General features: G+C 61.3%; 14 protein-coding genes. 8 read left to right on the top strand and 6 right to left on the bottom strand.

Annotated features, from left to right (window positions below; all coding sequences use genetic code 11):
* Positions 1 to 20 precede the first annotated feature (20 nt).
* On the bottom strand, positions 21 to 449 hold the full coding sequence (locus ACSMDR_RS14230; RefSeq protein ID WP_436468668.1) for a MarR family winged helix-turn-helix transcriptional regulator: 429 nt from the start codon (positions 447 to 449) through the stop codon (positions 21 to 23).
* A 139-nt stretch (positions 450 to 588) separates the two neighbouring features.
* Here ACSMDR_RS14230 and fumC point away from each other — a divergent pair, with 139 nt between their 5' ends.
* Positions 589 to 1,974 (top strand): class II fumarate hydratase, encoded by a 1,386-nt coding sequence (fumC, locus tag ACSMDR_RS14225; RefSeq protein ID WP_436468667.1) that lies wholly within the window; start codon positions 589 to 591, stop codon positions 1,972 to 1,974.
* Between the two features lie 128 nt (positions 1,975 to 2,102).
* Here fumC and ACSMDR_RS14220 read toward each other — a convergent pair whose 3' ends face one another.
* On the bottom strand, positions 2,103 to 2,540 hold the full coding sequence (locus ACSMDR_RS14220) for a VOC family protein (protein ID WP_436468666.1): 438 nt from the start codon (positions 2,538 to 2,540) through the stop codon (positions 2,103 to 2,105).
* A 521-nt stretch (positions 2,541 to 3,061) separates the two neighbouring features.
* On the opposite strand from ACSMDR_RS14220, the gene putA reads away from it, so the two are divergent.
* Positions 3,062 to 7,021 carry a trifunctional transcriptional regulator/proline dehydrogenase/L-glutamate gamma-semialdehyde dehydrogenase gene (gene putA, locus ACSMDR_RS14215; protein ID WP_436468665.1) on the top strand — a complete coding sequence of 1,320 codons (3,960 nt, stop codon included), beginning with the start codon at positions 3,062 to 3,064 and terminating at the stop codon, positions 7,019 to 7,021.
* A gap of 156 nt (positions 7,022 to 7,177) precedes the next feature.
* On the opposite strand, the gene alr is transcribed toward putA, so the two are convergent.
* Both alr and dnaB read right to left on the bottom strand, forming a co-directional pair.
* Positions 7,178 to 8,251 (bottom strand): alanine racemase, encoded by a 1,074-nt coding sequence (alr, locus tag ACSMDR_RS14210; protein WP_436468664.1) that lies wholly within the window; start codon positions 8,249 to 8,251, stop codon positions 7,178 to 7,180.
* Between the two features lie 171 nt (positions 8,252 to 8,422).
* Positions 8,423 to 9,817 carry a replicative DNA helicase gene (gene dnaB, locus ACSMDR_RS14205; RefSeq protein ID WP_436468663.1) on the bottom strand — a complete coding sequence of 465 codons (1,395 nt, stop codon included), beginning with the start codon at positions 9,815 to 9,817 and terminating at the stop codon, positions 8,423 to 8,425.
* A 290-nt stretch (positions 9,818 to 10,107) separates the two neighbouring features.
* On the opposite strand from dnaB, the gene ACSMDR_RS14200 reads away from it, so the two are divergent.
* Together ACSMDR_RS14200 and ACSMDR_RS14195 are read left to right on the top strand one after the other, a co-directional pair.
* Positions 10,108 to 10,959 carry a Tim44 domain-containing protein gene (locus tag ACSMDR_RS14200; protein ID WP_436468662.1) on the top strand — a complete coding sequence of 284 codons (852 nt, stop codon included), beginning with the start codon at positions 10,108 to 10,110 and terminating at the stop codon, positions 10,957 to 10,959.
* 129 nt (positions 10,960 to 11,088) lie between these two features.
* The gene (locus ACSMDR_RS14195) at positions 11,089 to 12,675 is read left to right on the top strand and encodes an EAL domain-containing protein (protein WP_436468661.1); all 1,587 of its coding nucleotides are present in this window, start codon (positions 11,089 to 11,091) and stop codon (positions 12,673 to 12,675) included.
* A gap of 160 nt (positions 12,676 to 12,835) precedes the next feature.
* Here the strand turns inward: ACSMDR_RS14195 and ACSMDR_RS14190 are convergent, their stop codons facing one another.
* Positions 12,836 to 14,707: a methyl-accepting chemotaxis protein gene (locus tag ACSMDR_RS14190; RefSeq protein WP_436469330.1), complete on the bottom strand. Its 1,872-nt coding sequence runs from the start codon at positions 14,705 to 14,707 to the stop codon at positions 12,836 to 12,838.
* Positions 14,708 to 14,968: 261 nt separating this feature from the next.
* Between ACSMDR_RS14190 and prfB the strand changes: the two genes are divergently transcribed.
* Both prfB and lysS read left to right on the top strand, forming a co-directional pair.
* Positions 14,969 to 16,067 (top strand): peptide chain release factor 2 gene (gene prfB / locus ACSMDR_RS14185; protein ID WP_152436104.1). Its coding sequence is split into 2 segments (ribosomal slippage): positions 14,969 to 15,043 and positions 15,045 to 16,067, totalling 1,098 coding nucleotides; the frame shifts between segments, so codons are not numbered across the junction.
* A gap of 18 nt (positions 16,068 to 16,085) precedes the next feature.
* Positions 16,086 to 17,624 (top strand): lysine--tRNA ligase, encoded by a 1,539-nt coding sequence (gene lysS, locus ACSMDR_RS14180; RefSeq protein ID WP_436468660.1) that lies wholly within the window; start codon positions 16,086 to 16,088, stop codon positions 17,622 to 17,624.
* A 124-nt stretch (positions 17,625 to 17,748) separates the two neighbouring features.
* Here the strand turns inward: lysS and ACSMDR_RS14175 are convergent, their stop codons facing one another.
* A complete protein-coding gene (locus ACSMDR_RS14175) occupies positions 17,749 to 18,546 on the bottom strand; it encodes a PhzF family phenazine biosynthesis protein (RefSeq protein WP_436468659.1) in 798 nt (265 codons plus the stop codon).
* A gap of 205 nt (positions 18,547 to 18,751) precedes the next feature.
* Here ACSMDR_RS14175 and ACSMDR_RS14170 point away from each other — a divergent pair, with 205 nt between their 5' ends.
* Together ACSMDR_RS14170 and cysI are read left to right on the top strand one after the other, a co-directional pair.
* A complete protein-coding gene (locus ACSMDR_RS14170) occupies positions 18,752 to 20,539 on the top strand; it encodes an assimilatory sulfite reductase (NADPH) flavoprotein subunit (RefSeq protein ID WP_436469329.1) in 1,788 nt (595 codons plus the stop codon).
* Positions 20,539 to 22,251: an assimilatory sulfite reductase (NADPH) hemoprotein subunit gene (gene cysI, locus ACSMDR_RS14165; protein WP_436468658.1), complete on the top strand. Its 1,713-nt coding sequence runs from the start codon at positions 20,539 to 20,541 to the stop codon at positions 22,249 to 22,251. Before ACSMDR_RS14170 ends, cysI begins: the two co-directional genes overlap by 1 nt.
* The last annotated feature ends 3 nt before the right edge of the window (positions 22,252 to 22,254 follow it).

The following is a 22,254-nucleotide window of genomic DNA, read 5'->3' as shown; positions in this document are numbered from 1 at the left end:
ACTCCGAAAAATCGAGAAAATCAGCAATGGGAAAGGTTGTCGTGCATCGTCTTGAGCGCCTGGCGGAGGGCGTTCGCCGCCTCCTCGTCCAGATCGCCCATGGCACTGCGATGTACGACATCGCCAGCCTGCTTGATGCGCTGCAGATGGGGCATGGCCGCCTCGGTCAGAAACAGCTGATGGGCCCGCCTGTCATCAGGATCAGGACGCCGCTCGACCAGACCACTCAGGGCCAGCTGATCGAGTTGGCGGGCCAGGGTGATAGGCTGGATATCCAGCCGCTCGGCCAGCTCAACCTGACGCATCCCCTCACAGCGGGCGATATGGACCAGGGCGCGCGCCTGGGCCAGGGTCAGGCAGCTCCCTTCCAGCTGTTGCTGGAAATGACGACGCATCAGACGATGCACATCGCCAATCAGGAAGCCCAGGGTGTCAGGTTGTTTCATCATAATGAGACCGATAAATTGGTAAGCATTGCTTATTATATGTTAAGCGTACATAAATTCAATGCAGGTCTCCCATACTTGTCATCCGCATGCTAAAGCTTGCTAACCGACAGCATCGAGCCAACAGAGAAGGGAACAACAGATGAAGACACGGATGGAGCGAGACAGTATGGGGGAGATAGCGGTACCGGCCAACCGGCTGTGGGGGGCCCAAACCCAGCGCTCCCTGCATCACTTCGCCATTTCGGTGGAGCGGCAAAGCCCCGAACTCATTCGTGCCCTGGTGCAGATCAAGAGTGCCAGCGCCCGGGTCAATCTGCAGCTGGGGCTGCTCAACGAGAGTCATGCCGAGGCCATCATTGCCGCGGCTGCCGAGGTGCTAGGGGGTCAACATGAGGCTGAATTCCCGCTGGTGGTCTGGCAGACCGGTTCCGGCACCCAGACCAACATGAATGTCAATGAGGTGCTCGCCAACCGGGCCAGCGAACTGCTGGGAGGCAGTCGCGGCGAAGATCGCCTGGTGCACCCCAATGACGAAGTCAACCGCAGCCAATCCAGCAACGACGTCTTCCCGACGGCTATGCACCTGGCAGCCGTTAGCACCATCATGGCGCGTCTGCTGCCCGCCCTCGCCAGCCTGCGCCAGGCCCTGGAGCGCAAGGCCGGGGCGTTCGATCACATCGTCAAGATAGGCCGCACCCATCTGCAAGATGCCACCCCGATCACCTTGGGTCAGGAGATCTCCGGCTGGGCGGCTCAGCTCGCCCATGGGGAGCGCCACCTCCAGGCCACCCTGCCCCATCTGTGCGAGCTGGCTCTGGGTGGCACCGCGGTCGGTACTGGCCTCAATGCCCCGGCCGGTTATGCCGACGCGGTAGCCAGGGAACTCGCCAGCCAGACCGGCTTGCCCCTGGTCACCGCACCCAACAAGTTCGAGGCCCTCGCGAGCTGCGATGCCCTGGTACAGGGCCATGGCGCCCTCAAGGGCCTCGCCGCCAGTCTGATGAAAATTGCCAACGATGTACGCTGGCTCGCCAGCGGCCCGCGCAGCGGCATAGGGGAGATCAGCATTCCCGAGAACGAGCCCGGCTCCTCCATCATGCCGGGTAAAGTCAACCCGACCCAGTGCGAGGCGTTGACCATGGTGGCGGCTCAGGTGATGGGCAATGATGTGGCCATCAATGTGGGGGGCGCCGCGGGCAACTTCGAGCTCAACGTGTTCAGGCCCATGATTGCCCACAACTTCTTGCAAAGCGTGCGCCTGCTCAGCGATGCCATGGCCAGCTTCGAGCATCACTGTGTCAGCGGCATAGAGCCAAACCTGGCCCGCATCGACGCGCTGCTGGCCAACTCCCTGATGCTGGTCACCGCCCTCAATCCCCATATCGGTTATGACAAGTCCGCCGAGATAGCCAAAATGGCGCACCAGCAAGGGATCAGTCTGCGAGAGGCGGCCATCGCCTCCGGCTACCTTGGCGCCGAGCAGTTCGATCTCTGGGTGGTGCCGGGAAATATGGTCGGCCGCTAACCCTTCACGACTCGGTTGCGGTGCGGATATCGCCATGAAAAAGAGGCCCCCTGGCGCCTCTTTTTGTTCAATCCTGAATGGTTGGCTTACCTCTGTGCAGGTGAATGAAAGTACTCACCGGCAGCGCCCTACTCTTTGCTTCGACAATTGAACATCCAGTGAGTACCAAACTTGTCCACCAGACTGCCAAAATAGTCGCCCCAGAACATCTCCTGCAACTCCACCTCAACCTTGCCATCTTCGGCCAGAGCCGCGAACAGGCAGTCGGTCTCTGCCCGGCTGTCCGGCTCCAGGTTGAGGTAGCTGCTGTTGCCCTGCACCAAAGTGAATCCCATGCTGGCCGGGGCATCCGTCCCCATCAGCACATGTCCACCGAGAATGGCCAGCTCCACATGCATCACCAAGTTCCCATCTTCCGGGGAGACGGGATCCTGACCCGGGCAACCGGGTGAATCGCTAAACCTGTGGATGGGGCCGTTGAATTCACCGCCAAACACCTCCCGATAAAAGAGGAAGGCCGCTTCCGTCTCCCGGGCAAAGTTGAGATAAGTACTGACACGCGCCATGGTGAACTCCTTGTCACTGGTTTCAAGGCCAGCTATCAGCATAGGCGATAGCGGCGCCGCCGCTGCCATTGCCCGACCTGACAGGGATGACAACTAGCATTGGCGTTCCCCTAAATGGGCATCGCCCGTCAAGGGCTATTCAGGTTGCGCAGCCTGGTGACACGCCCCGGTACTTACCGCCGCCACAGATACGGCATCATGGGTTACGAAGATAGCGAACAACTCTCGGCATGGCGGGTTGCACCCGATTCAAAGCACAACAAAAACAGGTGCAACCCACCGCATTCAACCAATGAATGGACACACATTTCTGAGACATATTTTTAACGTCGCCATATTGTCACAACCCACTGACACCACATCACTTTCTACCAACCAGCCCCGCCATGGCCCTTATTCAAACGCAACCATGTAGCGGAGACATTAAAATTTCTAACTTGAAGGTTGCACCTGGTTGCGCCATCCTCATCGAAATTTAACCATACGGCAATATTCTCGCCGGCACAGACACAGGAAGTTCCATGGCTACTACCACCCTTGGCGTTAAACTCGATGAAGCCACCCGCGACCGGCTCAAGCAGGCTGCGCAGACCATCGATCGCACCCCCCACTGGTTGATCAAGCAGGCGATCTTCACCTATCTGGAGCAGCTGGAGCGGAGCCTGACTCCCGTAGAGCTGTCCGGTCTGGCCGCCGCCGCGGGAGAAGAGTCGGTAGAAGCCCTGACCGAACAGGGTCTGCAAGTGTTCCTCGAATTCGCCGAAAGCATCTTGCCGCAATCCGTGTTGCGCGCGGCCATCACCTCCGCCTATCGCCGCCCCGAGACAGAAGCCGTGCCCATGCTGCTTGAGCAGGCACGCCTGCCCAAGGAGAAGGCCGAAGCCACCCAGAAGCTCGCCTTAAGCATTGCCGAGAAGCTGCGCAACCAAAAAAGCGCCGGTGGCCGCCAGGGTCTGGTACAGGGGCTGCTGCAAGAGTTCTCCCTCTCCTCCCAGGAAGGGGTTGCCTTGATGTGCCTGGCCGAAGCGCTGCTGCGCATCCCCGACAAGGCGACCCGGGATGCTCTCATCCGCGACAAGATAAGCGGCGGCAACTGGAGCCAGCACCTGGGCCAGAGCACCTCATTGTTCGTCAACGCCGCCTCCTGGGGGCTGCTCATCACCGGCAAGCTGGTGGCCACCCACAACGAGGCCGGTCTCAACAGCTCCCTCAAGGGACTGATTGGCAAGGGCGGCGAGCCGCTGATCCGCAAAGGTGTCGACATGGCGATGCGGCTGATGGGCGAACAGTTCGTCACCGGCGAGACCATCGCCGAGGCCCTGGCGAACGCAGGCGGCATGGAGAGCAAGGGGTTCCGCTACTCCTATGACATGCTGGGGGAGGCGGCCCTGACCGAAGAGGATGCCAAGCGTTATCTGGCCTCCTACGAGCAGGCCATCCATGCCATCGGCAAGGCCTCCCACGGCCGCGGCATCTATGAAGGTCCTGGTATCTCCATCAAGCTCTCAGCCCTCCACCCGCGCTACAGCCGCGCCCAGTATGATCGGGTGATGGACGAGCTCTACCCCACCCTGTTGGCCTTGACCCAGCTCGCCAAGCAGTACGACATCGGCATCAACATCGACGCCGAGGAGGCCGACCGACTGGAGATCTCCCTCGATCTGCTGGAGAAGCTCTGCTTCGATCCGTCCCTCGCCGACTGGAATGGCATCGGCTTCGTCATCCAGGCCTACCAGAAGCGCTGCCCCTATGTGATCGACTACGTCATCGATCTCGCCAAGCGCAGTCGCCATCGTCTGATGATCCGGCTGGTGAAGGGGGCCTACTGGGACAGCGAGATCAAGCGCGCCCAGCAGGATGGCCTTGAAGGTTACCCCGTCTACACCCGCAAGCCCTATACCGATGTCTCCTATCTCGCCTGCGCCCGCAAGCTGCTGGCGGTACCCGAGTCCATCTATCCCCAGTTCGCCACCCACAACGCCCATTCCCTGTCGGCCATCTACCAGCTGGCGGGGCAGAACTACTACCCGGGCCAGTACGAGTTCCAGTGCCTGCACGGCATGGGCGAGCCGCTCTACGATCAAGTGGTCGGCAAGGTCGCCGACGGCAAGCTGAGTCGCCCCTGCCGCATCTATGCACCGGTAGGCAGCCACGAAACCCTGCTCGCCTACCTGGTGCGTCGTCTGCTGGAGAACGGGGCCAACACCTCCTTCGTCAACCGCATCGCAGACAACAACATCTCACTGCAGGATCTGGTGCAAGACCCTGTGCAGCAGATAGAGCAGATGGCCGCCCGTGAAGGCAGCCTGGGCCTGCCCCACCCGCGCATCCCGCTGCCCCGCGAGCTGTACGGCGAAGCCCGTCTCAACTCGGAAGGGCTGGACTTGGCCAACGAACACCGCCTGGGTTCGCTCTCAGCCGCCCTGCTCGGCAGCACCAATACCCGCTATCAGGCCCTGCCCATGCTGGGCTGTGATGTGCCGCCGCCGACCGAGTTCCAGAATGTGGTCAATCCTGCGGATCATCGCGATCTGGTCGGTCAGGTGAGTGAGGCTAATGGCGAGCTGGTCGATAGTGCGCTGAGCTGCGCCCTGGCCAGTGGCCAGATTTGGCAGGCCACCCAGCCTGCCGAGCGCGCTGCCGTGCTGGAGCGCGCCGCCAATCTGATGGAGTCCGAACTGCAACCCCTGATGGGTCTGCTGGTACGCGAATCAGGCAAGACCTTCAGCAATGCCATCGCCGAGGTACGCGAGGCGGTAGACTTCCTGCGCTACTACGCCGCCCAGGCGCGCAACCACTTCGCCAACGAGAGTCACAGACCGCTCGGCCCCGTGGTCTGCATCAGCCCCTGGAACTTCCCGCTGGCCATCTTCTCCGGCCAGGTCTGTGCAGCCCTGGCCGCCGGTAACACTGTGCTGGCCAAACCGGCGGAGCAGACCCCGCTCATCGCCGCCCAGGCGGTGCGCATCCTGCTCGAAGCCGGCGTCCCCGAAGGGGCGGTGCAGCTGCTGCCGGGCCGGGGGGAAACCGTGGGTGCGACCTTGATCGCCGATGAAAGAGTCCGTGGCGTCATGTTCACCGGCTCCACCGAGGTGGCAGGCATCATCTCCCGCAACCTGGCAGGTCGCCTCGACGCCCAGGGTCGCACCATCCCCCTCATCGCCGAGACCGGTGGCCAGAACGCCATGATCGTCGACTCCTCCGCCCTGACCGAGCAGGTGGTGATGGATGTCATCTCCTCGGCGTTCGACAGCGCAGGTCAGCGCTGCTCCGCGCTGCGGGTGCTGTGCGTGCAGGAAGATGTAGCGGATCGGGTGATCCGCATGCTCAAGGGCGCCATGGCCGAGTACAAGGTTGGCAACCCCGAACACCTATCCACCGACATAGGCCCGGTGATTGACGCCGAGGCCAAGGCCAACATCGAGCAGCACATCAAGGCCATGAGCGACAATGGCCGCAAGGTACACCAGATAGCCCGCGCCCAGGGCGCCGATTACAGCCGTGGCACCTTCGTGCTGCCGACCCTGATCGAGCTCGACAGCCTGGATGAGCTGGGTCGCGAGATCTTCGGCCCGGTGCTGCACCTGGTGCGCTACCCGCGCGCCAGGCTCGGCGCCCTGCTCGAGCAGATCAATGACAGCGGCTACGGCCTGACCCTGGGGGTGCATACCCGGATCGACGAGACCATAGCCCAGGTGGTCAACACCGCCAGAGTCGGCAACCTCTATGTGAACCGCAACATAGTGGGCGCCGTGGTCGGGGTGCAGCCGTTTGGTGGCGAAGGCCTATCCGGCACCGGTCCCAAGGCGGGCGGGCCGCTGTATATGTATCGCCTGCTGGCCACCCGTCCCCAGGATGCAGTCGCCAAACAGCTGCGTCAGGAACAGGGCACCAATCTGCTGCCCAGCACGCCGAAACCGGCCCTGCAAGCGCTCAGCCAATGGGCAGCCAAACAAGCCCCCGAGCTGGTGGCGCTCTGCAAGCAATATGGCGAACTGGCCCAGAGCGGCCTGACTCAGTTGCTGGCTGGCCCCACCGGCGAGCGCAACAGCTACAGCCTGCTGCCCCGTGAGCATGTGCTCTGCCTGGTCGGAGACAACGACACCAAAGAAGCCAAGCAGGATCTGCTGGCCCAGCTTGCGGCTTGCCTCGCGGTCGGTTGTCGTGTGATCTGGCAGGATGATGCGCAAAACCGCACCCTGCTGGCCAGCCTGCCCAGTGAGGTGCAAGCACGCATCCAACTGGTCGCGGACTGGGTGAACTGCGACATCGGCTTCGATGCCCTGCTCCACCACGGCGACTCGGATCAGTTGCGCGAGCTGTGCCAGCAGGCGGCCACCCGTCCAGGTGCCATCGTCGGTGTGCACGGCCTGCACCGTGGCGAGACCGATATCCCGCTGGAGCGCCTGCTCATCGAGCATGCTCTCTCGGTCAATACCGCCGCCGCCGGTGGCAACGCCAGCCTGATGACCATAGGCTAAGCGCCGCGCTTAACGGCACAGAATCGAGCCCCGCCAACGCGGGGCTTTTTATGCCCGCGCCGCGCTCACCAGAAGCATAAAAAAGGCCGCCCTTATCGGGGCGGCCTTCTTGTTCTCCCTTCTCCCCTCGCGGGAGAAGGGTCGGGGATGAGGGGGTTAAACGTACTCCATAAACACCCGGGAGGTGAGCTTGGTGATGAGCTCATAAGGAATGGTGCCAATCTCGTCGGCGACCCGCTCCACCGGCAACCCTTCCCCCCAGAGCACCGCCTCGTCACCGGCCTTGTCGGTGGCGCCCGGCCCCAGATCGACCGTGGTCATGTCCATGGAGACCCGGCCCACCAGCGGCACTATGCGGCCATTGACCAGCACTGAGGTGCCGTTGGGCGCCATGCGTGGATAACCGTCGCCATAACCGATGGCGATGACGCCGAGCCGGGTATCCCGGTCCGACACCCAGTTGGCGCCGTAGCCCACCGGCTCGCCCGCCTTGTGATCGCGCACCGCGATGAGCTGGGTCTTCAAGGTCATCACAGGCTGCAGGTCATAATCCGCCGCCACCGTATTGGGGAAGGGGGATACGCCATACAGAATGACGCCGGGGCGCACCCAGTCGCAGTGGGAATCTGGCCAGGCCAGAATGCCCGCGGAGTTCGCCATGGCACGCTCCCCCTTGAGGGAGGCAGTCAGGCGGCTGAACAAGTCGATCTGCTCGCGGGTGGTAGTTTGTTCCAGCTCATCGGAGCGGCTGAAGTGGGTCATGATGTTGAACGGCTGCACCACGTTCTTGCACTTGGCGAGGCGCTCGATGAAGGCGGGCATCTCGTCGGCCCGCACCCCGAGCCGGTGCATGCCGGTATCGAGCTTGAGCCAGGCCACCACCGGGGCGGGCAGTTCGGTCTGCTCCAGCGCTTCAAGCTGCTCCCAGGTGTGGACCGCCGTCTGCAGGTTGTTGGCGGCCAGCACCGGCAGGTCGGCACTCGAGAAGAAGCCTTCCAGCAGCACTATGGGTTTGACCACGGCGCAGGAGCGCAGCATCAGCGCTTCTTCAATGCGGGCGACCGCATAGGCGTCCGCATCCACCAGGGTACGGGCGACCGGCAGCAGGCCATGGCCATAGGCATTGGCCTTGACCACGGCGATGATTTTGCACTCGGGGGCATGCCGTTTGACCACGGCGAGGTTGTGGCGCAGGGCCGCTGTATTGATTTGGGCAATTGCCGCTTTCATCTGTTTTCCCTTACGAGGGCATGATGGCGCATGAATGCGTCAGGCACCGAGTGGTGTCAGCCCTTAATAGTCATCGTCTAAGGCCGGACCGGCAGAATTGTCGAACCGGGAAAACTGTTTCAGGAAGCTGGGATGGCATCTGCGCACCGGGCGCAGAGTGTCATCCTCAACTTAGTAGTCATCATCAAACGCCGGACCTGCGTAGTTGTCGAACCGGGAGAACTGGCCCTGGAAGGTGAGCCGCACCCGACCTATGGGGCCGTTACGCTGCTTGCCGATGATGATCTCGGCGACCCCCTTGTCCGGGCTGTCATCGTGATAAACCTCATCACGGTAGATGAACATGATCAAATCCGCATCCTGCTCGATGGAGCCCGATTCCCGCAGATCCGAGTTGACCGGTCGCTTGTCGGCGCGCTGTTCCAGGCTTCGGTTGAGCTGGGAGAGTGCCACCACGGGACACTGCAGCTCCTTGGCCAGGGCCTTGAGGGAGCGGGATATTTCGCCTATTTCCAGGGTTCTGTTGTCGGAGAGCGCGGGCACCCGCATCAGCTGCAGGTAGTCGATCATGATCATGGAGAGGCCGCCGTGCTCACGGGCGATACGGCGCGCACGGGAGCGCACGTCGGTCGGAGTGAGGCCGGAGGCGTCATCAATGTACATCTTGCCCTTCTCGAGCAGCAGTCCCATGGTGGAGGAGAGGCGAGCCCAATCCTCGTCATCGAGCTGGCCGGTCCGCACCTTGGTCTGATCGATGCGCCCGACCGAGGCGAGCATACGCATGATGATCTGCTCGGAGGGCATCTCCAGGGAGAAGATGAGCACCGGCTTCTCGGCGGTGAGCGCCGCGTGTTCGCACAGGTTCATGGCGAAGGTGGTCTTGCCCATGGAGGGACGGGCCGCCACTATGATGAGGTCCGAACGCTGCAGACCGGCAGTCATCTTGTCGAGATCCCCATAGCCGCTGGAGACCCCGGTCACCCCGTTGTGGGGGGTCTTGAACAGCTCCTCAATCTTGTCGACTGTCTGCTCCAGGATGAGCTTGAGCGGCTGTGGGCCCTCGTTGGCACTGGTGCGCTGCTCGGCAATCTTGAATACCTTGCTCTCGGCCAGATCGAGCAAGTCTCCCGAGGTACGCCCCTGGGGCTCGTAGCCTGCTTCGACTATTTCGTTGGCGACCGAGATCATCTCCCGCACCACGGCCCGCTCGCGCACTATCTCGGCGTAGGCACTGATGTTGGCGGCGCTCGGGGTGTTCTTGGCGATCTCCACCAGATAGGCGAAGCCACCGGATTCTTCGAGCTGCTCGGAGCGTTCCAGCTCCTCCTGCAAGGTGATGAGATCGATGGGGTTGCCGGTATTGGAGAGGCGCGCCATGGCCTGGAAGATCAGCCGATGGGGACGGCTATAGAAATCCTTGTCGATCACCCGCTCGGCAACCCTGTCCCAAGCCTCGTTGTCCAGCATCAGGCCGCCCAGTACGGACTGCTCTGCCTCAAAGGAGTGGGGGGGAACTTTCAGCTGTTGTGTCTTGGCGTCTTTTTTCGCCGTCACTTGCTCTGCCATACACCTAAAAACCGCAGCGGGAAGGGGACGGGAATTTTACAAAAGAAAGCTCGCCACCGCGAGTGCTAATCTGGCTGCCGATCGGATAAGCGGCCAAGGACCCTTCCTATTTGCCAAGAGAGCACGACTCGGGCAGGCTGACGCCCTGATAAATTCGTTCATGAATAATTCATGCCGAGGGTGTTACTCCTAGTGACAAGCTGCGACACATAGCGGGACTGGCAGCCTGCCATGCGCCTTGCCACTAGAGGTGGCATGCCCCATCCATTGCTGAGAGTGAAAGCGTCAAAATGAAAAAAATGCTGACCCTGTTTGCCTTAATCCTGGCCGTTGGCCTGGGGGCACCCATAGCCGAAGCCAAGAAATTTGGCGGCGGTAAATCTTTTGGCAAGAGCTACAAGACGGCGCCGGCCCAGCCTGCTGCCAAGCCTGTCGACACAAAGAACCCGACGGTGGGTGCCCAAGGGGCTCCCAAGAAGAGTGGCATGATGGGCGGCCTGCTCGGCGGCCTGCTGGCGGGTGGCCTGTTCGCCTATCTGCTGGGTAGCGGTGCCTTTGAAGGCCTGCAAGGGATGGACATGCTGCTGATTGCAGCCCTGGCCCTTGGCGCCTTCTTCCTGATCCGCGCACTGCGCCGCAGCAAGGCGGCTCAGATGCCGCAGCAGCAGGCAGCTTATGCAGGCTATCAACCCCAGGCGCCCCAGCAGTTTGAGCAGAATAGCAGCGCCCCCCAGGCGACTGGCTTTGCCGACAGTGACGTTCCTTTCCGTCTGCCCCCGGGCTTTGACATGAATGGTTTCCTGTCCGGCGCCCGCGATCACTATCGCACCCTGCAGGATGCCTGGAACCAGAACGATCTGGAGAAGATGCGCGAGTATCTGAGCCCGGAACTGTTCGAACAGCTCAAAACCGAGCGCGCCGAACTGACTGGTGAGCAGCATACCGAAGTCATGTATGTGGACACCCAGCTGGTCCGTGCCGACCACGGCAGCGACTGGGCCCAGGTGAGCGTGCGCTTCAGCGGTCGCTACATGGACCGTCAAGAGCAGGTCGAGGAAGATATCAAAGAGGTATGGCATCTGGAGCGCAACCTGGCCAAGGCCGGTGCCCCCTGGCATATCACTGGTATCGAGCAGCTCTGATTTAAATCAAGAGTATGTTGAAAAAGGCGACCATATGGTCGCCTTTGTCATTTATCGTGCAGATCTCATACTGGTTGACATCGGACTCATTGTGTAAAATTAACGCCTTTTTCTACCACAGGTGAGTCCATGACCTCCTCCATCACCCGCAGCAATGGACCTCGCCTGCTCGCCAGTCTGCTCTGTACCCTGCTGATCGCCGCAGTGGCCTTCTCCGCCCTCTACTGGCAAACCCGGCTCAGCCTGCGCCAGCAGGCGCTCGGCGTCGCCAGTCAGGCTCTGGAGCAGATAGACAATGTGCTGCAAGAGAGCATAGGCATAGCCCAGCAGGCTCGTCCCCTCGCGGGCCAACCCTGCCTCAAGGTCGCCCGGGAGCTGCGCATCCTGACGGCCGCCTCCCCCTATATTCGCTCCATCAATCTCATCCGCCACCACCGTCTCTACTGCTCCTCCATCTTCGACGAGATAGATGTGGCCGAGCAACCGGACAGCTATGTGGATGGCCAGTTACGCCTGCTGCCCACCTCGACCCTGGGTCAGCATCCTTCCCTGTTTCTCTATCATCAGGATCTCGGTCAGACCGGTATTCAGGTCGCCATCAACCCCTACAACCTGTTCAAGACCCTGGAATGGGCTCTGACCGGACCACAGTCGCTGGTGCAGATAGGAGGACACTGGATTGATGCCAGTGGCACCGTCCATACCGGCCCGACGCCCCCCCAGGAGGGCGACCACTACCGGCTCGCCTCAGCACGCTACCCCTACAACGTGCAGATCGGTTTTAGCCCGGCACAGCTCCATCGGCACATGCTGTTGCAGCAAAGACCCGCCCTGCTGCTGTGCATCATGCTGGCCCTCATGACGGGGCTGGGCATCTACCGCTGGTGGTGGCATATCTCAACCCCGGCCCAGGAGCTCAGACGTGCCCTCGGCAATGAAGAGTTCATCCCCTATCTGCAACCCATCATCGACAGTCGAAACCAGGCCTATCACGGCTGCGAGGTACTGATGCGCTGGCAGCACAGACGTCAGGGGTTGATCCGCCCGGATCTCTTCATTCCCCTGGCCGAGGAGAGCGGCCTCATCGTGCCCATGACCCGCAGCCTGATGCAGCAGGTCAGCGGCACCCTCGCTCCCCACGTCGACACACTGCCCGCAGGTTTTCACTTCGGCTTCAACATCTGCGCCCGCCACTGCCAGGATCTCAGCCTGATCGATGATTGCCGCGACTTCCTGGCCGCCTTTGCACGGCCTGATCTGGTGCTGGTACTGGAGCTGACCGAGCGCGAGCTCATCGTCCCGACCGGGCTCACCGAGCAGCTGTTTGGCGCGCTGCGCGAACTGGGCGTCAAGATAGCGCTGGATGATTTCGGTACAGGCAACTCCAGTCTCCGCTACCTGCAAAAATTCCACATAGACCTGCTCAAGGTAGACAAGAGCTTCGTCGACATGATTGGCACAGATGCCCTCTCCCGCCACATTCTCGACAACACCATCAATCTGGCGACCCGCCTGGGGCTGGATACGGTCGCAGAAGGGGTCGAGACCCAGGAGCAGGCTAATTATCTGAGCCGGCGCCAGGTGCACTTCCAGCAGGGTTACCTCTATGCCCGTCCTCAGCCCCAGCACCAGTTTTTACAGCAGTTGATCGAGTCATCGTCGGCGCATTCCCGGCACCAGACGGAATACGCAACGCGGCCCCCCTCCTCAGCCTGATCACCAGAGCTATCAGGCGCGGTGTCGGGCCGCCAACTGGCACTCAACAAGGCAGGACACTCAAGGCCCCTGACATCCGGATAAAAAAAGAGCCCAAATGGGCTCTTTTTCATGGCACAGACCAAATGAGCCAGCTCATTGAGCCGACCCCTGGCGCGCATTAAAGGATAAAGGTCGACACCTGCTTGCTCAGATCCGTGGCCCGGCTCTTGAGACCGTGGGCCTGATCCAGATCGCGCATGGCGGCGGCGGTGATCTCGTCACTCACATCCTTGATGGCGGTGGTGTTCTGGGTGATTTCGCCGGTCACCTGGGTCTGCTCCTCGGCGGCAGTGGCAATCTGACCCGCCATGTCCGAGATGAGCGAGACGGCCTGGGTTATCTCCTCAAGCGCTGCGGCGGCGGCATCGGCATCCTGCACGCTGTTGTCGGCCAGCCCCTGGCTGGTTTGCATCAGGCTCACCGCGCGGGCCGTGGTCTTTTGCAGCGTCTCTATGGTGGACTGGATCTCCTGGGTGGAGTCCTGGGTACGGCGGGACAACACCCGCACCTCGTCGGCCACCACGGCAAAGCCACGACCCTGTTCACCGGCGCGGGCTGCTTCGATGGCCGCGTTCAGCGCCAGCAGGTTGGTCTGCTCGGCAATGCCCTGGATGGTGGAGAGAATGCCGGAGATGGCCTGGGCATGGCGGCTCAGCTCGCCGATCACCTCGGTTGCCTGCCCCACCTCGTCGGCCAGGCCGTTGATGGATTGACGGGTCTTGTTGACCAGCATCTTGCCCTGCTCGCTGCTCTGGGCCGATTGCTGGGCCGCGGCGGCCGTGTTCTCGGCGTTGCCGGCGATCTCCATGGTGGCACTCGCCATCTCGGTGACGGCAGTGGCGACCATGGTCACCTCCTGCTGTTGACGCTGCAGCTCTTCCACCGCGGCCTGGTTGGTCACCAGACTGCGCTCGGCATCGGCATTCAGCTCCTGGGCCAGGTTGCGGATGTGGCCGATCAACTGATGCTGACTGCCAACGAAGCGGTTGAAGCTGTTGGCTAGCTGACCCACTTCATCATTGGCATCTATCTTGATGCGCTGGGTCAGATCGCCATTACCGTCGGCGATCCGGGCCAGGGCCTGGGAGACCTTGGCCAAGGGACCAAGCAGCAGACTGACCAGCCAGGAGATGGCGAGTATGCTGCCCACCAGCACGACCAGCGCCATGGCAAGCTGGGTCATCAGCAAGGAGGAGAGCGGTGCTTCCAGGGTTGCCTTGTCCAGTACCAGCACCAGCTCCCAATCGGTATCAGGTACGTCGACCGCCAGCAGCAACTTGTCACGCCCCTCGTTATCGAAGTAGGCGGGGACCAGGTTCTGGCTCGCCTTGCTCTGATCGATCAGTGCATTGGTGAGATCGTTGTCGATCTCGGTGGCCGGCTTCATCGCCTTGGCGGCATCCTTGTAGGCGATGACGGTGCCATCCTTGTGCATCATGATGGCAAAACCATCTGCCGGCAGCTTCATCTTGGTGATGTCGTCGACCAGGGAGGCGATGGAGAGATCCCCCCCCACGACGCCACCCTGGGCGGGTTGCGCCAGAGTGACCACCAGAATGTTGTAGGCCACATCCAGATAAGGCTTGGTGACGATGAGGCCGCCCTTGCTCATGGCCTCCTGATACCAGCCACGGGAACGCGGGTCATAACCGTCACGGTTGATGGAGGGATCGGAGTCATTCATCTTGCCGCTGCCCTCACCAAAATAGGTGAGCTGGAAGCGACCGGAGACCTGAGCCTGCTGCAGGGCATTGAGGGGCTCGGCATTCGCCTTGTTGCCCAGCGCCTGGATCACGTCGCGGCGGGCACTCAGCCAGTCGCTGACACTCTGTGCTTGCTGGTTACCCAAGCGCTGCACCTGTTCCTGACTGCTCTGAAGCAACAGGTTTTTCTGGCTGGTATAGCTCTGCCAGGAGAGCAGCAGGATCACCAAGGAGAGAGCGATCACCACAGATAACAGTATCTTCTGCTTGAGTGAGAGGTTTTTCATCATGTGTGCTTCTTATGTCAGGAAGAGAGAGTGCCCGGTCATGCTGTCGACAACTTTGTCTTGCAGACGTTAATAGCGGCGGGCCGAGGAAAATCTGAACCTCAATCTGCCCCTGTCGGCAAAATTTTCACCCACATGGGCAAAAAGTCGCCACTAATTGCCCCGTCAAGTCCCACAAGGGGCGGGCAACCCTGTTTATTCCTTCCACAATTGGCTAGAATATCCCGTTTTTAAATCACATCGACCCCGAGAGTTTTCACGATGTTTGAAGTCAATCCTGTATTAAACAAGCTTAAGGAGCTGTCTGAAAGGACCGAGCTTCTTAGGGGGTACCTTTGACTATGACGCCAAGAAAGAGCGTCTAGAAGAGGTCAACGCCGAGCTGGAACAGCCGGACGTCTGGAATGAACCCGAGCGCGCACAGGCGCTGGGCAAAGAGCGCGTGTCGCTCGAAAATGTGGTCGGCACCATAGATACCCTGACCCAGGGCGCCGAGGACGTAGAGATGCTGGTCAGCCTGGCCGTCGAAGGGGAAGATGAAGAGACCTTCAACGAAGCCGTGGCCGAAGCCGATGTGCTGGAAGGCAAGCTGGTAGATCTCGAATTCCGCCGCATGTTCTCCGGTCAGCACGACGGCTCCGACTGCTATATCGACATCCAGTCAGGCTCGGGCGGTACAGAGGCTCAGGATTGGGCCAACATGGTACTGCGCATGTACTTGCGCTGGGGCGATGCCCACGGCTACAAGCCGGAGCTGATCGAGCTCTCTGACGGCGACGTGGCCGGCATCAAGTCCGCCACCGTCAAGTTCACCGGCGAATACGCATTCGGCTGGCTGCGCACCGAAACCGGCGTTCACCGTCTGGTTCGCAAGTCCCCGTTCGATTCCGGTGGCCGTCGCCACACCTCCTTCTGTTCCGTGTTCGTCTACCCCGAGATCGATGACGACATCGAAATCGACATCAACCCGGCGGATCTTCGCATCGACGTCTATCGCGCCTCCGGTGCCGGTGGTCAGCACGTCAACCGGACCGAGTCTGCGGTGCGGATCACCCACATCCCGACCGGGGTGGTGGTGCAGTGCCAGAACGACCGTTCCCAGCACAAGAACAAAGATCAGTGCATGAAGCAGCTGAAAGCCAAGCTCTACGAGCTGGAAATTCAGAAGCAGAATGCCGAGAAACAAGCTCTGGAAGAGACCAAGTCCGACATCGGCTGGGGCAGCCAGATCCGCTCTTACGTGCTCGATGATGCCCGTATCAAGGATCTGCGCACCGGCGTCGAAACCCGTAACACCCAAGCGGTGCTCGACGGCGACCTGGACAAGTTTATCGAAGCCAGCCTGAAATCAGGTCTGTAACACGCAGCAGGAATCACCATGTCTGAACAAACCACTACTCCGGCAGTCGACCACAGCCTCGAACTGAACAACGAGATGACGGAGCGTCGCTCCAAGCTGGCCGCCCTGCGCGCCCAGGGCAACCCCTTCCCCAACGATTTTCGTCGTGACAGCCTCTCCGGCGATCTGCATGCCGAATTCGACGACAAGAGCAGCGATGAGCTGACCGCCTTGGGTAAACGGGTGTCGATCGCTGGCCGCATCATGACCCGCCGTATCATGGGCAAGGCGTCCTTCGCCACCCTGCAGGACATGGCTGGCAAGATCCAGATCTACGTGACCCGTGATGATCTGCCGGAAGGCTTCTACAACGAGCAGTTCAAGAAGTGGGATCTGGGCGACATCGTCGGCGTGGAAGGGACTCTGTTCAAGACCCAGACCGGCGAGCTGTCGGTGCATGTCTCCACCATTCGTCTGCTGACCAAGGCGCTGCGCCCGCTGCCCGAGAAGCACAAGGGTCTGACCGATCAGGAGGCGCGCTGCCGCCAGCGTTATCTGGATCTGATCGCCAACGAAGAGTCCCGCAAGACCTTCATGATCCGCACCCAGGTCGTCTCCGGCATCCGCAAGTTCTTCAACGAGAAGCGCTTCATGGAAGTGGAAACGCCCATGATGCAGGTGATCCCCGGTGGCGCCTCCGCGCGTCCGTTCGTCACTCACCACAACGCGCTGGACATCGACATGTACCTGCGTATCGCGCCGGAGCTTTATCTGAAGCGTCTGGTAGTGGGTGGCTTCGAGCGAGTGTACGAGATCAACCGCAACTTCCGTAACGAAGGCATCTCGGTGCGTCACAACCCCGAGTTCACCATGATCGAGTTCTACATGGCCTATGCCGATTACATCGATCTGATGGACCTGACCGAAGAGCTGCTGCGCACCCTGGCCCAGGATATTCTGGGTGACACCAAGATCCGTTACGCCAAAGAGGGCGAAGAGGGCCTGACCATCGATTTCGGTCAGCCGTTCCAGCGCCTCACCATGGTCGACTCCATCCTGAAGTACGCCGAGGGCGTGACTCTGGAAGATCTGGCTACCCTGGAGAGCGCCAAGGCCGTTGCCCAGCGTCTGCACATCGATCTGATGAAAGGCTGGGAGCTGGGCCATGTGATCACCGCCATCTTCGAAGAGACGGTCGAGCACATGCTGCTGCAACCGACCTTCATCACCGAGTACCCGGCAGCTGTCTCGCCGCTGGCGCGCCGCAACGACAACAACCCGGACGTGACCGATCGCTTCGAGTTCTTCATCGGTGGCCGCGAGCTGGCCAACGGCTTCTCCGAGCTCAACGATGCAGAAGATCAGGCCAAGCGCTTCCAGGATCAGGTGAACCAGAAAGAAGCCGGTGACGACGAAGCCATGTTCTACGACGCCGACTTCGTGACTGCACTGGAACACGGTCTGCCGCCGACCGCCGGTCAGGGTATCGGTATCGACCGTCTGGTCATGCTGTTCACCAACAGCCACACCATTCGCGACGTCATTCTGTTCCCGGCCCTGCGTCCGCAACAGAAATAAGCGCCAGGCAGGCCCAGTCGGCTGCTTGAGAACCACAAAACGCCCCGTCACTGCGGGGCGTTTTTTTATGGCTTCGCGCCGCTTCTCTCAGCCGATTTTATTGTTCAACGGCGCGCCCTTGGGGCTATGCCGCTGGCGGCAGCCACTCTCCCCGGCTCAAGGTCAACGCCCGCCCCGTCATCTGCACCCTGTCACCCACCACTCGAAGCAACAACCCACCACCCCGCTCCGAAGCCTGATAGGCCTTGAGTTGTGTCTTGCCCAATCGCTTGCCCCAGAAGGGAGCCAGGGCACAGTGGTTGGAGCCCGTGACGGGATCCTCCTCCACCCCGACCCAGGGGGCAAAATAGCGTGATACAAAGTCGATGTCGGCATCCTGCCCCGGTGCCGTGACGATGAGCCCCCGGCCCGGTAGCACGCGCAATGCCTGAAAATCGGGATGAATGGCGCGCACCTCGGCCTCGCTACCCAGCTCGAGCACAAATTTGGCACCGGCGGCCCAGGTTTGACGGGGGCTGACCCCGAGAGCCTGCGCATAAGCTGCGTCCAGTGCCAGGGGCGCCATCTCGATGGCAGGAAAATCAAGCAGGATCCCGGCCTCATCCCGCACCGCCGTCAGCAAGCCGCTGCGGGTATCGAAACTGAGCGGCTGCCCGGGCGCCGCCAAACCCTGCGTCCAGATCACATGAGCCGCCGCCAGGGTGCCGTGCCCGCACAACGCCACTTCAACCTGCGGCGTAAACCAGCGCAGTCGATAGTGATCCCCTGTGATTGCTTCCACAAAGGCAGTCTCGGAGAGGCAGAACTCGGCGGCCATGCGCTGCATGGTGAACTCATCGAGTCCCTGACTCAGCACCACCATGGCGGGGTTGCCGGTGAAAGGCCCATGGGCGAAGGCATTGACGTGAAACAGACGGATCATCGGGGCTCCTGGCAAACGGATGGAATGAACTGACTCTAACAAAAATCGCCCTCCCCCAGACATACCTTCCTGTGGGCAGAGATCTGCAAGAGAGATTTCGCACTTTTTAATGCCTCAATCGAATAAAAAAGACATTTTTATTCTTTGTTGTTATTCATGCCAACCCTTAATCTGACCAAAATTCAGACCATGGAAGACCTGTGTGATGCAATTGACGGACTCTTTGACCAACATAACCCCCCTCTCCGATGAGCAGCAGCGCCAGCTAACTCAGGCCCTCGGCACGCTCAACAGCCAGCAGCTGACCTGGGTCAGCGGTTATCTCTATGGTCTCGTCCAGGCCGGTGGCGCCATCAGCGCGGCGCCCACCCTGCCCGCCAGTACCGGTGGCAGTCTGACGATCCTGTACGGCTCCCAGACCGGCAATGCCAAAGGGGTAGCCAGCGCCATCGAGCAGCAGGCCAAGGCTCTAGGATTACCCACCACCCTGATTTCCATGGCCGACTACAAGCCCAAGCAGCTCAAGAAAGAGAGTCACCTGCTGATCATCGTCAGCACCTATGGCGAGGGCGAGCCGCCCGAACCTGCGGTCGATCTTCATGAGCAGCTCAAGAAGGGCAAGCTCGGCAAACTCGATGGCGTCAAGTTCGCCGTGCTGGGGCTGGGGGACAGCTCCTATGAGTTCTTCTGCAAGACGGGTCAGGACTTCGATGGCTGGCTGGCTCAGGCAGGTGCTGAGCGTATCGCCCCCCTGGCCGGTCTGGATGTGGACTACGAAGCGGGCGCCAAGGCCTGGACCGAGCAGGCTCTGGCTGCGGTAGCGGCAACCCTGAACGCGGGACCGGTCGGCACTGTGGCGGGTGCCGTCAAGCGCGCCGTCGGTCACAACCAGTATGACAAGGCCAACCCCTTCCCGGCCCGCCTGTCTGTGAATCAGAAGGTCACCGGTCGTGACTCGACCAAGGATATTCGCCACATAGAGATAAGCCTCGAAGAGTCCGGCATCGCTTATCAGCCCGGTGACGCCCTCGGCGTCTGGTTCGACAACGAGGCCGGTCTGGTGAGCGAACTGCTGGCCCTGGCCAGCCTGTCCGGCGATGAGCCGACCGAGCAGGGCAGCCTGCGCACGGCACTGACCCGCCACTTCGAGCTGACCCGCTTGCACGGCGGCTTTATCACAGGCCTTGCCGCCATCTCCAACGATGCGGCACTGCACGACATCGCCGGCGACAAGACTCAGCTCAACGCCCTGGTGGCTTCCGCCCAAGTGGTCGATGTGCTCAAGCGCTTCCCGACCCCCTTGAGTGCAGAGCAGCTCGTCAGCCTGCTGCGTCCGCTCACCCCCCGCCTCTACTCCATCGCCTCCGCCCAGAGCGAAGTCGAGGAAGAGGTGCACCTCACCGTCGCCGTGGTGCGCTATCCCCAGGAAGATGGTGTGATGCGCAGTGGCGCAGCCTCCTCCTATCTGGCCGATCGCCTGGATGAGGATGCCGAGGTACGGGTGTTCGTAGAACACAATGACAACTTCCGCCTGCCGGCGAACCCGGATACTCCCGTCATCATGGTGGGCCCGGGCACCGGCATAGCGCCGTTCCGCGCCTTCTTGCAGGAGCGTGATGCCATCGGTGCCTCTGGCAAAAACTGGCTCTTCTTCGGCAATCCCCACTTCACCCAGGACTTCCTCTATCAGCTGGAGTGGCAGCGCTATGTGAAGAGCGGCCTGCTGTCGAACATCTCCCTGGCATTCAGCCGGGATCAGGCCAGCAAGATCTATGTGCAGGACAGATTGCGTGAACAGGGAGCAGAGTTGTTCTCCTGGCTTGAGGCGGGCGCCCACTTCTATGTATGCGGCGATGCCAACCACATGGCCAAGGATGTGCAGGAAGCCCTGCTGGAAGTGATTGCCCAACATGGCCACAAGAGCCGTGAAGAAGCAGAAGAGTATCTGAGCGAATTGCGTCGTGCCAAACGTTACCAAAGGGATGTCTACTGATGAGCAAGCAAACAACTCCGGGGCCGGTTGCAGGCCCGCTGTCCGACAACGAGCGGCTCAAGCGCGAGAGCAACTTCCTGCGTGGCACCATAGAGCAGGATCTGCAAGATCCCTTGACTGGTGGCTTCAATGGCGACAACTTCCAGCTGATCCGCTTCCACGGCATGTACCAGCAGGATGACCGCGACATTCGCCCGGAACGCACCGCCCAGAAGCTGGAACCGCTGCACAACGTCATGCTGCGTGCCCGTCTGCCCGGCGGCATCATCACCCCGGCCCAGTGGCAGGTGATCGACAAGTTCGCCGAAGATCACAGCCTGTATGGCAGCATCCGCCTGACCACGCGCCAGACCTTCCAGTTCCACGGCGTGCTCAAGCGTGACATCAAGCTGATGCACCAGACCCTCAACAGCACCGGCATCGACAGCATAGCCACCGCAGGGGATGTGAACCGCAACGTGCTCTGCACCAGCAACCCGGTAGAGTCCGAACTGCACCAAGAGGCCTACGAGTGGGCCAAGCAGATCTCCGAGCACCTGCTGCCCAAGACCCGCGCCTACGTGGAGATCTGGCTCGATGGCGAGAAGCTCGGCGAAGATGAGGAGCCCATTCTCGGCTCCAACTATCTGCCGCGCAAGTTCAAGACGACCGTGGTGATCCCGCCCCACAACGACATCGACGTGCACGCCAACGATCTCAACTTCGTGGCCATCGCAGAACATGGCAAGCTGGTCGGCTTCAACGTCCTGGTCGGCGGCGGCCTGGCCATGACCCATGGCGACACCAGCACCTACCCGCGCAAGGCGAGCGACTTTGGCTTTATCCCGCTCTCCCATGTGCTGGACATAGCAGCCGCCGTGGTCAGCACCCAGCGCGACTGGGGCAACAGAGTCAACCGCAAGAACGCCAAGACCAAGTACACCCTCGAGCGGGTGGGCGTGGAGGCCTTCAAGGCCGAAGTGGAGCGCCGCGCCGGTATCGCGTTTGCCGAGAGCCGCCCCTATGTCTTCACCAGCCGTGGCGATCGCTTCGGCTGGGTGGAAGGGATCGACGGCAAGCACCACCTGACCCTGTTTATCGAGAACGGCCGCCTGCTGGACTTCCCGGGCAAGCCCCTCAAGACCGGCATGCTGGAGATCGCCAAGATCCACCAGGGGGATTTCCGCCTGACCGCCAACCAGAACCTCATCATCGCCGGTGTGCCTGCCAGCGAGAAGTCACGGATCGAAGCCCTGGCTCGCCAATACGGCCTCATCGATGATGGCGTGAGCGAGCAGCGCAAGCAGTCCATGGCCTGCGTCGCCCTGCCCACCTGCCCGCTGGCAATGGCGGAAGCCGAGCGTATGCTGCCGGCCTTCGTCACCGAGATCGAAGGGCTGCTGACCAAACATGGGCTGGCCGAGGATGCCATCATCTTCCGAGTCACCGGCTGCCCCAACGGTTGCGGGCGCGCCATGCTGGCGGAAGTGGGACTGGTGGGCAAGGCCCCCGGTCGCTACAACCTGCACCTGGGTGGCAACCTGGAGGGGACCCGCATCCCGCGCATGTACCAGGAGAACATCACCGAGCCGCAGATCCTGGCCGAGCTGGATGCCCTCATCGGCCGCTGGGCCAAGGAGCGCAACCCGGGTGAATGCTTCGGCGACTTCGTGATCCGCGCCGCCATCGTCGCCCCCGTGGTCAACTCGGCCGTGGACTTCTACGCCGCCTGATCC

Source organism: Aeromonas molluscorum, from assembly GCF_051376105.1.
Lineage (GTDB): Bacteria > Pseudomonadota > Gammaproteobacteria > Enterobacterales > Aeromonadaceae > Aeromonas > Aeromonas molluscorum.
The sequence above is the reverse complement of the archived record's forward strand: the minus strand, read 5'-3'. Positions and strand labels throughout refer to the sequence as shown.